This window comes from Micromonospora sp. NPDC047467, from assembly GCF_040643095.1.
In the GTDB taxonomy this organism is placed as follows: Bacteria; Actinomycetota; Actinomycetes; order Mycobacteriales; family Micromonosporaceae; genus Micromonospora.
Map to the genome: position 1 here is coordinate 55,360 of NZ_JBEYTO010000005.1, position 14,470 is coordinate 69,829.

The 14,470-nt window shown below is 68.8% G+C and carries 14 protein-coding genes and 2 pseudogenes; 11 read left to right on the forward strand and 5 right to left on the reverse strand.

The window, feature by feature from the left end:
• Positions 1-25: 25 nt before the first annotated feature.
• On the forward strand, positions 26-472 hold the full coding sequence (locus ABZ780_RS15705; protein ID WP_357007303.1) for a hypothetical protein: 447 nt from the start codon (positions 26-28) through the stop codon (positions 470-472).
• A gap of 52 nt (positions 473-524) precedes the next feature.
• On the opposite strand, the gene ABZ780_RS15710 is transcribed toward ABZ780_RS15705, so the two are convergent.
• Both ABZ780_RS15710 and ABZ780_RS15715 read right to left on the reverse strand, forming a co-directional pair.
• On the reverse strand, positions 525-1,040 hold the full coding sequence (locus tag ABZ780_RS15710) for a pyridoxamine 5'-phosphate oxidase family protein (protein WP_357007306.1): 516 nt from the start codon (positions 1,038-1,040) through the stop codon (positions 525-527).
• A gap of 217 nt (positions 1,041-1,257) precedes the next feature.
• Entirely contained in the window at positions 1,258-1,716 is a 459-nt protein-coding gene (locus tag ABZ780_RS15715) for an Lrp/AsnC family transcriptional regulator (protein ID WP_357007309.1), read from the reverse strand.
• Between the two features lie 108 nt (positions 1,717-1,824).
• On the opposite strand from ABZ780_RS15715, the gene ABZ780_RS15720 reads away from it, so the two are divergent.
• Positions 1,825-2,883 (forward strand): Glu/Leu/Phe/Val dehydrogenase dimerization domain-containing protein, encoded by a 1,059-nt coding sequence (locus ABZ780_RS15720; RefSeq protein WP_357007311.1) that lies wholly within the window; start codon positions 1,825-1,827, stop codon positions 2,881-2,883.
• Positions 2,884-2,952: 69 nt separating this feature from the next.
• Positions 2,953-3,264: pseudogene (locus ABZ780_RS15725) on the forward strand (DUF664 domain-containing protein); the annotation flags it as partial.
• Between the two features lie 122 nt (positions 3,265-3,386).
• Here ABZ780_RS15725 and ABZ780_RS15730 read toward each other — a convergent pair.
• Positions 3,387-3,983: an XRE family transcriptional regulator gene (locus ABZ780_RS15730; RefSeq protein WP_357007314.1), complete on the reverse strand. Its 597-nt coding sequence runs from the start codon at positions 3,981-3,983 to the stop codon at positions 3,387-3,389.
• Between the two features lie 276 nt (positions 3,984-4,259).
• Here ABZ780_RS15730 and ABZ780_RS15735 point away from each other — a divergent pair, with 276 nt between their 5' ends.
• From ABZ780_RS15735 to ABZ780_RS15755, 5 genes and pseudogenes are all read left to right on the forward strand, one after another.
• On the forward strand, positions 4,260-5,435 hold the full coding sequence (locus ABZ780_RS15735; RefSeq protein WP_357008189.1) for a helix-turn-helix transcriptional regulator: 1,176 nt from the start codon (positions 4,260-4,262) through the stop codon (positions 5,433-5,435).
• A gap of 173 nt (positions 5,436-5,608) precedes the next feature.
• A complete protein-coding gene (locus tag ABZ780_RS15740) occupies positions 5,609-5,740 on the forward strand; it encodes a hypothetical protein (protein ID WP_357007317.1) in 132 nt (43 codons plus the stop codon).
• A 96-nt stretch (positions 5,741-5,836) separates the two neighbouring features.
• Entirely contained in the window at positions 5,837-7,897 is a 2,061-nt protein-coding gene (locus tag ABZ780_RS15745; RefSeq protein ID WP_357007320.1) for a hypothetical protein, read from the forward strand.
• 298 nt (positions 7,898-8,195) lie between these two features.
• Positions 8,196-8,610: pseudogene (locus tag ABZ780_RS15750) on the forward strand (cyclic-phosphate processing receiver domain-containing protein).
• 188 nt (positions 8,611-8,798) lie between these two features.
• Positions 8,799-9,212 carry a nuclear transport factor 2 family protein gene (locus ABZ780_RS15755; RefSeq protein ID WP_357007323.1) on the forward strand — a complete coding sequence of 138 codons (414 nt, stop codon included), beginning with the start codon at positions 8,799-8,801 and terminating at the stop codon, positions 9,210-9,212.
• Here ABZ780_RS15755 and ABZ780_RS15760 read toward each other — a convergent pair whose 3' ends face one another.
• Positions 9,213-11,366 (reverse strand): prolyl oligopeptidase family serine peptidase, encoded by a 2,154-nt coding sequence (locus ABZ780_RS15760; protein WP_357007326.1) that lies wholly within the window; start codon positions 11,364-11,366, stop codon positions 9,213-9,215.
• 86 nt (positions 11,367-11,452) lie between these two features.
• On the opposite strand from ABZ780_RS15760, the gene mshB reads away from it, so the two are divergent.
• From mshB to ABZ780_RS15775, 3 genes are all read left to right on the forward strand, one after another.
• Positions 11,453-12,379, forward strand: coding sequence for an N-acetyl-1-D-myo-inositol-2-amino-2-deoxy-alpha-D-glucopyranoside deacetylase (gene mshB / locus ABZ780_RS15765; RefSeq protein WP_357007328.1), 927 nt, complete (start codon positions 11,453-11,455; stop codon positions 12,377-12,379).
• A gap of 17 nt (positions 12,380-12,396) precedes the next feature.
• Entirely contained in the window at positions 12,397-12,831 is a 435-nt protein-coding gene (locus ABZ780_RS15770; RefSeq protein WP_357007331.1) for a hypothetical protein, read from the forward strand.
• A gap of 83 nt (positions 12,832-12,914) precedes the next feature.
• A complete protein-coding gene (locus ABZ780_RS15775; RefSeq protein ID WP_357007334.1) occupies positions 12,915-13,379 on the forward strand; it encodes a hypothetical protein in 465 nt (154 codons plus the stop codon).
• A 124-nt stretch (positions 13,380-13,503) separates the two neighbouring features.
• Here ABZ780_RS15775 and ABZ780_RS15780 read toward each other — a convergent pair whose 3' ends face one another.
• Entirely contained in the window at positions 13,504-14,460 is a 957-nt protein-coding gene (locus ABZ780_RS15780; RefSeq protein ID WP_357007337.1) for a GNAT family N-acetyltransferase, read from the reverse strand.
• Positions 14,461-14,470 lie beyond the last annotated feature (10 nt).

Below are 14,470 nucleotides of genomic sequence, written 5' to 3' on the forward strand. Positions count from 1 at the left end.
GTCGTGACGCTTAGCATGTTCCGCTATGCACCGCATCGTGATCAGGCCACGCATCCAGATTCCGGTCCTGGTCGTCCTCTTCACGGTGTGGACCCTGCTGGGCGTCACGTACTTCACCTCCGGGGACGTACTGGCCGAGCGCGACTGGTTCGGCATCGTGCTGGGATGCCTACTCGTCACGAGCGGCATGGCCGGGATCTGGCGGGCTCTTCGACTCGGCGTGGTAATCAGCGGAGAGGGTGTCCGTGCCCGCGGCTTCGACAGCCGTGACCAGGTCACACCGTGGAGCGCGATCCAGTCGGTCGACTGCGTGCAGATCGACGTACGGGGAGGCTTGCCGCTCTACGCTCCCGTCCTCCGTCTCGGTGACGACGCCATGCCTCTCTCAGCGCTCGGCTCGTACTCACGGCAGGACGCCGAGCGCAAGGTCGAACAGCTGCGGAGCCTCAAGGCCAGCGCCGCGCGTTCCTGACCGGGATGCAGAGGCGGGTGCCCGACCAGCGGCTAGAAGCGGGTACCAGAGCCTATGCAGGGCGCCAGGTCTGCCGGGGTCGGTATCCAGCACGTCGCAGCCAGTGCTCGGTGTAAAGGATGCGGTTGGGGGTGATGATCGTCAGAGGGTCGGTGGGAGGCTCCCCCAGGGAGCGTCCTTGCTCAACGTGGTCCGACTGCCACCGGAACGCCTCCCAGTACTGCTCAACCTCGGGGTCGTCACGCTCGAGAGTCCGTGCCCTGCCGAACAGCTGCGCCCCGCGGCTGCTCGACTGTCCGACAAGGGACGCGACGATCCCTGCCGAGATCCGCGGATCGCGCTTGAGGTTCCGGGACTTCACCGAGGCATTCCAACTGGTGTAGAAGATCTCGAAGCCCAGGCTGTAGTAGCGCACCGGGGTCGCGGAAGGGCTGCCGTCCTTGTTGACTGTGGCGATCACAGCGAGGTTGTGAGTCGACAGCAGATTCAGGATGCGTTCTTCGAGCTGCTCGCGCGGCAGGTCTCGATCAGGAGTTGGACCGGCAAGCCAAGGGTTCGTCAGCGGCATACCGGCATTCTCACTGAACCGCTCAAACTCCCACCGACCCTCCTCACCCGGACGCCCTGTATTCGGCACGTCCGGACGGCAACCGGGCCAGCTCGGCGTGACGCTGCGTAGCGCACGGATCGCGGCATGAGCGCGCACCTGATCAAGCGGTCCTGGCGACCGCGCCGCGCCTGATCGGCGGTAGATGTGTGCACTGTCCCGACTTTGCGACCGTGCGTTACGGGTCAAGTGGTTCGATGACCTGCTTTCGGGCGTGTTGATAGATGACGGAGCTGCGGAACCCGACGATCTCGCGGCGTCCGCTGAACTTGTCCATGAGGAAGGAGTGCAGGCTGTCGACGCTGGGTACGGCGACGTGGACGAGGAAGTCGTCGCCGCCGGCCACGACGTACACCGAGAGCACCTCGGGCAGCTCCATCGCATATTTCTTGAAGCCGTCGATGACGGTGCGGCTCAGGGGCCGGACCTGCACGTGCAGCAATGCTTGGACGCCGCGGTTGAGGGCGGCCAGGCTGATCTCGGCGTGGTAGCCGATGATCACGCCGCGTTCCCGCAGTGCGCGCACGCGCTCCAGGCAGGTGGACGGCGCGATGCCGACCGCGCGGGCCAGTTCGCGGTTGGTCTGCCGCGCATGTGTCTGCAGGTGCTGGATGATCGCCGTATCAAGTTCGTCCACGACCGGAATCTTGCCATTGTCTCCGAACGATGTCCGCTTTGAGCCGGTCGATGCCAACCATCTGCCTACTGTCGATCCCGTTCCGGCGAGCACACGACAGGAGCCATCATGGTCGCGACCCACCTCGACACCGAGTCCATGCACGAACACGTCGTCGTCAGGCGGGGCGTACGGTCCGGCCTGCCGATCGTCGTCGCGGTGCACTCCACCGCGCTCGGTCAGGCCATCGGCGGCTGCCGGATCGCGCACTACCCGCACTGGCGTGACGGGCTCACCGACGCGCTGCGGCTGTCGGCCGCGATGTCGGACAAATGCGCGCTGGCCGGGCTGCCCAACGGCGGTGGCAAGACCGTCGTCGCCCTGCCCCAGGGCAGGACACTCGACGCGGCTGCCCGTCGGGCGGTGCTGCACGACGTGGGCGACGCGATCGCCGGGCTGGACGGCGCCTATGCCACCGGACCGGACGTGGGAACCGGACCGGACGACATGGTCACGATCGCCGAGCGTACCCCGCATGCGTTCTGCCGACCGGTGCACGCCGGTGGCAGCGGCGACTCCTCCGGACACACCGCCGTCGGCGTCCTCGCCGCGCTGCATGCCCTGTGCGCCGAGCGATTCGGGTCAGCCGACCTGTCCGCGCGCAGCTTCGCCGTGCTCGGCCTCGGCCGCGTCGGCGGCCACGTACTGCGCATGCTCGCCGACGCCGGCGCGACCCTGGTGGCCGCCGACATCGACGAGGGTAGACGAATGCTCGCCGACGCCGCCGGTGCCGCCTGGGCCAGCCCGCAGGACTGCCTGACCGCCGACGTGGACGTGCTCGTGCCCGCCGCCCTCGGCGGTCTGCTCACCCCGCACACGGTGCCGACACTGCACTGCGCCGCGATCGCCGGACCGGCCAACAACCAACTCGACACCCCGGCCACCGCCGACCTGCTGCACCAGCACGGCATCCTCTGGGCGCCGGACATCATCGTCAGCGCCGGCGGCATCATCCACGCCACCGCCGTCGAACTGCACCAGGAAACCTCCGCCCAGGCCACCGCCCGGGTCCAGGGCATCGCCGACACCCTCACCGACATCCTGCGCACCGCCCGCGCCACCGGCTCGACCCCGGCCGCCGCCGCCCGCTCCCGCGCCCGCCACCACATCGAACACGGCCGCCGCTGACCCTGCCGCCACCGGCAACGAACGGCAGATGCTGCACGACATGCTGCGAGCCCAACACACCACGCTGACGTTGAAATGCGCAGACCTGGCAGGTCAACACGCCCACGGTTCTCGTCCCAGACCAACCTCGACGGCGACTTCGACGACGCCGTGCCCGACGCAGCCTTCGTCACCGCAGCCCGGCAGGCGTGGCACGACGAGGTCACGTTCGCCGACGCGTTCATCGCCGCCGCCCACAACCTCGACATCGAGGGCCACGACATGTGGCGCGGCACCGTTTCGCTGCGTTGGGTCCTCATCCACATGATCGAGGAGTACGCCCGCCACAACGGCCACGCAGGCCTGCTCCGCGAGCGGATCGACGGAACCATCGGCATGTAAGCCCTTCCCGTCATGATCAGGTGCACTGTTCTCGGCATGAGCGTGCGCCTCGGCGTCGAAGCAGACGCTGCCGGCGGGGTAGGGCGGCTTCCCATGACGCGGTGCCGCCAATGGGCGACGTCCTATTCGGGTGACGTGTTGTATTGGTCGAGCGTCGCCTTGGACGTGGAGGCGTCCTGGAAGGTGAGCTCCCACGGGCCGGTGTTGACGTCCATGTCCTTGCCGAATCCGACCCATTTCCCGGCCATCCGTCGGCCGGTGGGCTCCACCAGTAGCTGGATTGCGCCGTGGTACCGGGCTCCCCGGTAGTAGCCGGCTGGATCGGTCTGCTCCACCCAGGTGCCGGTAACCACGGCACCGTCGACGGTGAGATCCAGCGACAGCGACGACGTTGCCGAGCCGGGCAGGCTGCGCACGGTCAGTCGGTCGCCGTGCTGGAGTACGACCACGAAGTGCTGCCCGGCGAATGACTCTCCCCGGCCGCTGGAATGGAATTGGTAGCGGCTGAGCCAGACGCCCTCGTGCGACCCGTGGACCGAGAGTGGCTTGGGTGTCGGCGTGGCCAGGCTGGACATGGGCGAGGTCAGGTCGTGGCCACCGTGTTGGTCATCGGGCTCGCCGACGCGGTCGCCAGCGGCTTGGAGCGCGCGGGCGAAGTCGTCCTGGCTCTTGCGCATCCCCGTGCGGACCGCGCGCAGGGCGGTGTTCGGGGCGTTCATGTCCGTCACGATAGCGCTGGGTCACTCTAATGTCGCCTTGAGTGCGCCTGAGGTGTCGCGCCAGGCGACATCTTTGCGTCATGGTGGACAGCGGGCGACGGCTGAGGTTGTCGACGCGTTCCGCCAACGGGGGTGATGGTGGGCGGCCATGATGACTGTCCTTGCGACGGCGGCAACGAGAGCGTCCAAATAGCACGACTACGTGTTTGCTCGATGTACTGTCCGTAGCAGTGGTCCGCCGATCCGGTCCGAGCTGTCCTGCTTGTCGATTGGGGCATCGTCGTGTCGCATGTCGATCCGCGCTTCGGTGCCCAGCTTCTTGCCCTGCGGACCAACCAGGGTTTGTCTCTACGGGCGCTCGGTCAGCTCGCCCATCGGGGTAAGAGCCACCTGCACGATCTGGAGACCGGGGCGAAGGCCCCCACTCTCGAGACGGCTCGGCACCTCGACGACGTGCTGCGAGCCGACGGGGCACTTGTCCGCCTGGTGGACGAGCCCATTGATCACGACGCTGAGGCCGGGGAGTTGCTTGCCCGGGTACGGGCCAGCGATGTCAGCGCCGAGACGCTCGCGCGGATCGAGATCGGGGTGGACGACCTGGCGAGCGCGTACGCGACCGCGCGGCCGGATGATCTGCTGCCGAGGGTGCGTCGACAGTTGGCCTATGTAGAGCGACTGCTCGACGGTCGAGGGACGTTGGCGCAGCGTCGGCGGCTCGTCGTCGCCGGTGGTTGGCTGTCGGTGCTGCGGGCGACGGTGCACATTGATCTGCTGCAACAGCCCGCAGCAGGCGCTCATCTGCGCACGGCCATGGCTCTTGCCGAACATGCCGAGCATCCGGAGATTCAGGCGTGGTGCCTGGAGACGCAGGCGTGGGACTGGCTCACTCGGGGTGACTATCGGCGGGCCATGGATCTTTCGCGGCACGCTCAGCGGGTGGCGCCTCGGGGGAGTTCGGCGCACCTCCAGGCCACCGCCCAGGAGGCGCGGGTGTGGGCGCGGTTGGCTGACGTGCGGCGGACGCGTGATGCGCTTGATCGTTTGGAGCGGTTGACGGCGAACTTGCCGGTGCCGGAGCGGGCTGAGCACCACTACCGGTACGACCCGACGAAGGCGTTGGCGTACATGGCGACCACGCTGTCGTGGGCGGGCGACCCGGCTGCGGAGCAGATCGCCCGAACTGTCCTGGCGGAGTTGGACCCGCGCGGCGATGGCGGGGAGCGGCCACGGCGCTCTGCTTCCGCTCGTCTGGATCTCGCCTTGGCGCTGCTGGCCGCCGGCCAGCCGGACGAGGCCAGCGTCGTGGCCGCCGACGCGGTCCGTTCGGGGCGAGTGGTGTCGTCGAACTGGTGGCGGGCGCGGGAAGTGCTCCGGCAGGTCGAGCACACCGGGACGGCGGAGGCGGCAGCGTTTCGCGAGGTGTACGAGGCGCACCGGCCTGTGACTCGATAGCGGACGGCACGCGCGGCCAGCGGACAGTCGCTAGCTTTCTGTCACCCCCTGTTCACCAGATGCTGTGAGTGAGGGCGGGATCGGTGCGAACAGGTCGCTAAGGCGAGACCAGACCTGCCCGTAGCCGGGCGCGGCGGTAGTGACCGCCGCCGCCCCTGCCAGCGGAGGTGGGAGTGAGCGACAAGGACGACACCGGTACGCACAACACGGGCGAGCAGCTTGACGCCGCCGAGCGGGAGGAAGCCAAACGCCGGTTGCTGGGACTGTTCGCTCGACTGGACGTAATGCCGCCCCGAATGGGCTGAAACGACCCACCATGCGCTGGGCGGAACACGACCAGTACTGTGGACAGATGGCCGTCGTACTTAGGTGCGAACCCGTCGCGAGGTGAGGAGCCTCCATTGAGTCTCGACTCGACGCGGACTTTCGACGACTTCTGCCGCGGCTTCAGGACGTCGCCGTTGCCGGGCAACCGGTCGAAGAGCTTCGGGCTTCCGGCCATGGAGCCCCGGCACTTCTTCGTGCCGCCGATCCTTCTGGAGAAGGACGACCATACCAACCCGGTGATTACTCTGGTGTCAGCGCGTGGCGCGGCTGGGAAGAGCACGGCCGCGAAGGAGCTTGCCAACCGGCTCGACGCGCCGCTATGGCGGCTGGATCTCGACAGTGCTGTCGGTGCCACATCACTGGAGTACGCGCTCGGGCGGTACCTCGAAAGCCACGACGTTATCACACGCATCGACGGCGAGACCCGTCCGCTCATCGTAATCGACTCGCTCGACGAGGCCAGGGCCCGGGTTTCCGCGATTTCGTGGCGGGAGTTCATTGAGTCGCTGGGGCGGCTCGCCCACAGTGGGCTGCACTACGTATTGTTCGGCCGCGAGCGCACACTGGAGGATCTGTGGGCGACACTCAGCGACCTTGGGCTCTCTGTAGCGTGGTGGGAAATCTCCCACCTCGCGCCGGCCCAGAGCACCGAATACGTGGACGGGGTCGTCGCGAAGCGCGAGCCCGGCACGGACTGCTCCTCCGCCGAATACCTGGCCGCTCGGGATGCACTGATCGACTCACTGCGCAGCGCCACCGAGGGAGCTTACGCTGAGGCGTTCGCGGGCTATCCCCCCGTGCTGGACGCGGTTGCGGCCATGCTCATCAAGCGGCCGAACTTCCTGGCGCTACGGCAGCAGTTCGAGGATCAAGGACCACGGGCTGAGGGACGCATCGACCTTCTGCAGGGAATTCTTGATCGGCTGCTCCGGCGAGATCAGACTAAGGTCGCCGACCTCGCCAACGAGCTGGCACTCGATCCTAATGAGGTCTACAGCCCGCGCGAGCAGATTGGCTGGCTCTGTCATTTCCTGGAGAAGGCTGAACCGCCAAAGCTTGCACATATCACCGATGTAGCCGTGCGGCAGGAGTACGTGAAGCGCATCACCGCGTTCGCGGATGACCACCCCTTCCGCTCGGAGAGCAAGTGGGCAAGTCCTGTGTTCGAGGCGTATGTAGCGTCGATCGAGTTCGACGACTCCGTTTTCTCGCCGTCGCGCATCATCGAGATCGGAGACACGTCCGGACTCTTGCTCGACTTCGTGGGCGCCAAGCCGCAGCTCATCATCAGCGAGCCCCAGTTTGCCGCGCTACACGCCTCCATTATCGCTTCCGAGTGGACGGAGTCGACGACGAGTACGTCCATCGACCAGATCGACACACTCACGTACGAGGGTGAGTTTGCGATGAAACGAGGCCGGGAAGGTGTCCGCGTCACCAAGTTCGAGCTGTCAACCGGGACCCTCAACGAGCTGCAAGTCCTCGGCCCATTAGCCGAGCTGTCAATCCGCAGCGACAGCACCGTCATCGTGCCGGGAAAGCCCCAGGGGATCGTGCTGGGTCCGGACCTGTTCATCCGCGCGAAAGCAGTCCGATTCGAAGGACCCGCGCTGGAGTTCGCGCGTCGACCCGACCTGGACGCCGCCGGCGACCAGGAGCCGTCTGTCGTAATCGAGGCCGTCGAGGCGCTGCAACTGCCTCTCACCTCGACGCAGCTGCCGCCCACGAATGAGTTCGAACTGCGAGTTCCGTCCACTATTAAAATCCGATACCCCTGGTATGAGTATCGGCTGGAGTTGGTGGACGAGGAGCTGCCCGACCAGAAGGTAATCCGATTCCTTAACAAACTGATGAATCTTACGCGTGCCCATGGGCACTCTGGCGAGCGCGGGGTTTTCATCAGGAAATTTCAGGGTCGGCAGCCATTCACGTCGTCAGAGTTCAACGTTGCTCTTGAAGCGCTCATCGCGGCCAGGGTCGTGCGTATAGACGACGAGATCGTCTTCCTGCGGCAGGAATGGGAGGCGCACCGGTACAGCGGTAAGGCCCTAAAAGGCCAGCGCCAGTTTGCCGACGTCAAGGAGGCCTGGTCTCCAGTGATCCGTTCGATTGAGAAGGCCCTTTCCGCACCTTGACGGCGAACCTACGCCAGGCGTGGTCCCACGGGAAATCGCTCCGGCCGTTGCGTGTTCCCCGGAACGAGTGATCGGCGAACGGCAACGCCGTATGGCGGCTCTTCGAAGTTGATCGGGGTGTGCTGATCGACCCTTCCAAGGGCGGCGGCTGGCAGTCTTTCTGCGATCATCTGAATGTCTGCTTCGGATAGTCACAAGCTAAGAGCTGCGCGATGGTCAACTAGGCGCCGAAGACGGCTGGCTCGGTTTCTAGGCTGTCTTTAGCCGAGGCCTCTCGGTGTCCGCTCATCGGCTCCGGATGCCGAATAACGGCGACTTCAGTCCCAATCTTTGGGCGGATGCCAGCCAGAACAAAGCCGTTCTGGTTGATGCTCTCCGTTCTTTCGTAAATGGCCGCAATGCGGAGGTGGCCCGCACGAGTGCGGCTGGGGGCCCAGCTCTTCGACAGGTACCGAGACCGGCGGCTGGACGAGTTTTGTCTGGACCATGACCCGACCATGACTGGGGTGAGGACGACACGGTCTGGCCGGTCGTGGAGGCATCGGAGCGGGCCGCCTTCGAGGAGCGCCGGCCCGTTCGACATCGGCGTCATCAACGTCCACTCTGCTAACCCGGCCGGCGCTACGAAAATCGTCCAGGTTCTGCGGCACTGGGGCTACCTGCTCCACGTCGCGTCCGGCCAGATGGAGGTCCCGCCAATGCGAGGTGACTGACGACCACCGAGAGAGCAAACACACGGTTGTCGAGCCGCGTGACTCGCGACAGATTCGGACGTTCGCACTATGAGCCTCGCTTGGTTGGCCGGTGACCGGGTGTTGCTGGCCCGCGCGGGGGTGCGGCTGGGTCAGGTGCTGCGGGCATCCGCGCGGGCAAGGCCGGTGATGGGCCGAGGGCCGCCGGATTGTCGCTGGCGGGGGCTAGGGTCCGGGCCGTGGATGACACCTCGACGGCCCGGCAGACCGCCCACGCCTACGTTGATCTTTTAGAGCGCCGCGACTGGTCCAGGTTGGCCGCCCTGCTCACCGATGACGTGGTCTACGAGATGCCGCAGACTCGGGAGCGCATTCGCGGCAAGGACGCGTTCCTGCGGTTCAACACCGAGTATCCCGGCGATTGGCACCTCCGGCCGCGACGGGTGATCGCCGACGGCCGCCTCGCAGCCCTGTGGCTCGACGTTCGCGTCGGCGTCGAGCAGCAGGAGGCGTGTGTCTGGCTTGAGATGTCCGAGCAGGGGCTGATCAGCAAGGTCATCGACTACTGGCCCGAACCGTACGATCCGCCGCCGGGCCGGGAACACCTCGTGGAGCGTTGGTGATCATGGCCGTTGCAGCAGATGGGTGCGGAGGAAGTCCAACTCCAGCGGGAGCAGACGTTCGGCGGTGCCGTTCGCGGCCATGTGCGTGGCCCCGGTCAGTGGCAGCACGGCGTGCGGGCGGCCGGTGCTCAGCAGCGCCGCCGAGAGTCGGAGCGTGTGCGCGGCCACCACGTTGTCGTCGGCCAGCCCGTGCACCAGCAGCAACGGGCGGGCCTGGTCCGGGCCGGTGACCGGCTCGGCGGCCATCTCGACCAGCGAGTGGTGCGCGTAGACGTCCATGCCGTCCTCCGGCAACCCCAGATAACGCTCGGTGTACGCCGTGTCGTAGAGCGCCCAGTCGGTCACCGGGGCACCGGCGATCCCGCACTTGAACAGCTCCGGGTGGCGCAGCACCGCCAACCCGGCCAGCCAGCCTCCGAACGACCAGCCGCGCACTCCGACCCGACCCAGATCCAGGTCCGGGTGCTTGTCGGCGAGGGCGGTCAGCGCGTCGATCTGGTCGGTGAGGATCACGTCGGCGAGCCGCCGGTGGATCGCCTTCTCGAACGACGGGGCCACTCCCGGCGTACCCCGGTTGTCGATCGTGACCACCGCGAACCCGGCGTCGGCCCACCACTGCCGCTCCAACCAGGCAGCCCGTGCCGCCACGACCTCCTGGTGCCCCGGCCCGCCGTAGATGTCCAGCAGCACCGGCAGCCGCCGGCCCGTCACGTGGTTGTCCGGGTAGAGCACCGCCGCCGGCAGCCGTCGGTCGGTCACCCGTTCCAGCAGCGGCAGCGGAGAATACGGCGGGGTGGCGGCCAGTGACCGCAGTTCGGTCAGCTCCTGGCCGGCGCGGGACACCGTCCACCGCACCCCGGCGTGATCAAGCGAGGCCGTCCCGACCACCAGCACGTCCCCGCCTACGGCCGCCGTGTGCCACCCCGAGTCGGTGGTGAGCCGCCGGGCGTCCACCCCGCCGCCGATCGTGGTGCGGACCCGGAACAGGTGCCGCTCGCTCGGCTCGCCGTCGCTCGCCTCGACCAGCAGGTCGGCCGGCCCGCTGACCGCCGGCAGCCGACCCACCACCCGACGCACGTACAGCGACGGTGGGGTGAGCAGGGTGCCGTCGGCGAACAGGCAGCGCGCGTCGTACCCGTCGTGGGCCAACTCCCCACCGACGAGCACCCGGCCGTCCGGCAGGTGCGCCGGCGTGCCGTCGATCGGTTCGACCCAGCGCGGATCGGCCAGCTCGGCGTGCACCTGCGTCTCGCCGGTGCGCGGGTCCACCGCGAGCACCAGCCCGTGCTGCTGCGAACGGCGCAGCACGGTGATCAGCGGGCTGCCCTCGACCCAACTGACCCCAGTCAGGTACGGGTAGGTCTCCCGGTCCCAGTGCACGTCGACCCAGCCGTCGTCCAGGTCCAGCAGATGCAGGCTGACCTCGGCGTTCGGGCCACCGGCACGGGGGTACGCGACGGCGGTCGGCGGGCTGGCCGGCTCGGCCGGGTCGTGCAGGTGCCAGCGCTCCAGCCGGGACTCGTCCACCCGGGCGGCGAGCACCATCCGGCCGTCCGGCGCCCACCAGTAGCCCCGGTACCGGCCGAACTCCTCGGCCGCGATGTGCTCGGCCAACCCCCAGCTCACCCCGGCGTCCTCGCCGGCCAGCAGGGTGTCCGTGCCGTCCGCCTCGATCACCCGCAGCTCACCCCGGCGCACACCGTCGGCCGCGTCGGTCACGTACGCCAGCCGCTGCCCGGTCGGATCCGGCCGAGGGTCCAGCACCGGGCCGACGGCGGCCACCTCCACCACGTCGCCGTGCACCAGGTCGGCCCGGAACAACCGCCCGGCCAGCGCGAACACCGCCACCCGGCCGGCGGCGTCCAGCGCGTACGAGCCGATGCCGGCGGCGGTGAGCCGCAGCCGCTCGCGCAGCGCCCGCTCACCGGGCGAGAGCGCCCGGACGTCACCATCGTCGCCGAGCAGGGTCGCCGGGTCGGCCACCAGTTGCTCCTCGCCGGTCGCCACGTCCAGCAGCCAGAGCGCGTCCGCCGGGTCCTCCGGCCCGGCGGAGCGCAGAAAGATCACTCGGGAGCCGTCGTCAGCCACGGAGACAGCGCGTGGCGCGCCGTGGCTGAACCGGCGGGTGCGGGCGGCCAGCTCCGGAAAGTCCACAGCCCAAATCGTAGAGCCGCGCCGGGGGTGATGTGGCCGACCTGGGCGGACGCGTCGACGACTCCCCGGCGGAACCGCCAGTTAGAGTGACCGTCGTGACGACGCTGCCCGACCGCCGCCTGCTGCTGGTCCACGCGCACCCCGACGACGAGTCGATCGGCACCGGCTCGACGATGGCCCACTACGCCGAAGCCGGCGCACACGTCACGCTGGTGACCTGCACCCTCGGCGAGGAGGGCGAGATCCACGTACCGGCCCTGTCGCAGCTCGTCGCCGCCGAGGCCGACCAGCTCGGTGGGTACCGGATCGCCGAGTTGGCCGCCGCCTGCGCCGCACTCGGCGTCACCGACCACCGCTTCCTCGGCGGCGCCGGCCGCTACCGCGACTCCGGCATGATGGGCCTCGCCACCAACCAGCACCCCCGCGCCTTCTGGCAGGCCGACCTCGACGAGGCCGCCGGGCACCTGGTGGAGATCATGCGGGAGGTACGCCCGCAGGTGCTGATCACGTACGACCCGAACGGCTTCTACGGCCACCCCGACCACATCCAGGCGCACCGGGTGGCGATGCGTGCTGTCGAGCTGGCCGCCGCCGAGGGGTGCGCCCCGCTCAAGGTGTACTGGACGGCCATGCCGCTCAGCGTGCTGGAAGCCGGCATGACGCACTTCGCCGAATCCTCGGACAACCCGTTCGCCAACATCAACGATCTCGCCGAGCTGCCCTTCGGCACCCCCGACGACCAGATCGCGGCCCGCATCGACGGCACCGACCAGCACACCGCCAAGGAAGCGGCGATGCGGGCGCACGCCACCCAGATCCCGGCCACCTCCTGGCTCTACTCGATCGCCGGCAACTTCGGCGGCGAGTTCATGGGCGTGGAGTTCTTCACCCTCGCGGTCGGCGAGAAGGGTCCGGGCACCGGCCCGTACGGCTGGGAGGACGACCTCTTCGCGGGGCTGCCCGCGGAGACCGATCCGGACCGGTCCCCGGTCGCGGCGGCCGGTCTCCGGTGACCCTGCCCGCCGCCCCGATGCCGGTCGTGGAAGATCAGGACACCCCGCCCGAGGCGGGGCCGCCGCCGCGACTGCTGGACCTGGGCCTGCGGGTGACCGGCGGGATCGTCGTGGTGGTGGCCGGGGTCCTGACCGGTGTGCTGGAGTTGCTGCTCGCCACGCTCCGCGTCGGCGGGCAGCTCATCGGTGTCTCGGTGCTGGTCGCCATCGGCGCGAACATCGCGCTGAGCTGGTTCGCGCACGAGGCGGTCGGCCGCCGGTGGGCGGTGGCGCTGCCGGCCGTGCCGTGGTTCGCCCTGATGGCGGTGGCCGCGATCCGGACCAGCGAGGGTGACCTCCTGCTGGCCGGCGACAACTGGGTCGGCCTGGCCATGATCGTGGCCGGCGCGATGACCTTCGCCGTGATGGGCTTCCGGCAGATCCTCGCCCCGCCTCCCACGCTCAACGGTTGATGACGCCACACAGGTGCGGGTGGTAGATATTCCTGCCAGGGATGCGGCCCCGCGGAACGGGGCGTACGGCAGGAGGTCGTCGGATGGACAGACGGTGGCGTGACGTCGGCGTGCTCGCGGGAGCGTTGTTCGCGGTCAACGTGGTCGCCCGGCTGATCGGCCGGTTCGGTTTCGACAATGACGACACCGCCGCCGGCTGGGTGTCGCTGGCGATGTTCGTGGTGATCGGTCTGACTCTGGCCGTGGTGGCCTTCCGCTGGGGTTGCCGCCGGCCGTTGGCCGCGTGGTCGGGCGACATGGTCGTCGTGGTGCTGGTGGCGATGGCGCTGACCGTGCTGATCGGGCCACTGCTGGTCGGCAAGAACCCGTTCGGTGATGGTGCCGGCGAGTTCTTCGCCTCGATCTGGCTCTACCTGCTCGCCACCGGCGCCGGAACGCTGATTGGATACCTGGCGGCCACCGCCCTCGGCCTCGACCACCGCTCCCAGCAGCTCAAGCGGTTCGCCGAGGTCAAGGCCGCCAAGCCCCGCCGCGTCGTCCGCCGCTGACCGCCGTCGGTCTGCGTCTGGGGGTTGATCGACTCGCTTTCGGTGATGTCGGGGTATCCCGGCTCTCGGTCACCCCGCTTTCGGTGATGTCGAGTCGATCAAGCGGTGGGCGCGCGGTCGAGGGTCAGCGCGGGGCGACCCGCGTCAGGTACGTGTGGTGGGTGCTGAAGCCGAGCCGCTGATAGAGCGCCACGGCTGCCGTGTTGCGCTGCTCGACCTGGAGGAACGCGTGCGTCGCGCCGAGGGAGGCCCCCCAGCCGACCAGCGCCGCGATCACCGCCCGCGCCAGCCCCTGCCGACGGGCCACCGGCAGCACCTCGATCAGGCTGAGGCCCAACCAGCGCCCCTGGCCGGTCACCGTGCCCCGACCGATCGCCACCAGCGCGCCGTCGGCGTACACGTGGGCGAAGCGGACCTGGTCCACGGCGGTGAGCACGTGTCGGGCGGCCTCCGGCAGGCCGCCCTTACGGCCGGCGGCGACCGCCAGCCACTCCTCGCTCGGCGCGGTGGCCAGCTCAACGACGACGCTGCTCCACTCGCCGACGTTACCGGCCAGCAGGGGGAGTGGCGCGGTCTGCACCAGTGTCGGCGGGCGGGTCGCCCAACCGCGTTCGTCCAGCTCGGCACCGACCGGCGCGGCGAGCGGCAGCGGCGTGTTGATGATCGCCGGTTGGCCCCGCTCGGCGTACCAGTGCTCGACCGCGTCCACGGCCGCCGGCAGCGGTCGGTCCGGGTCGCCGACCGGCAGCGCCGAGTTGGCCCGTCCGGTCCAGCCCTCGGCCGACCGCAGCAGCCAGTCACCGAGTCGGCCCCGGGTCGGCGCGGGCCACGCCTCGTCGGCGGCCCGCTCGAGCGCCACCACCGCCGCGGCGGTGGGTCGGCGGGTCGGCGGTACGCGCTTCGCCCGGTGCACCTGGGCCACCGGGACCCGTAGGTAGCCCTGCGCGGTGGCAAGCGTGAGATGGGTCTCGCTCAACTCCACGAGCTCACCTAGAGCATCTGAGAAGAACGGACGGCCGTCGCGAATCCCCACAATCCGGCGAACTACGATCCGGTGTCCCACATCCTGCTGTCGGAGCACGATCGACCCC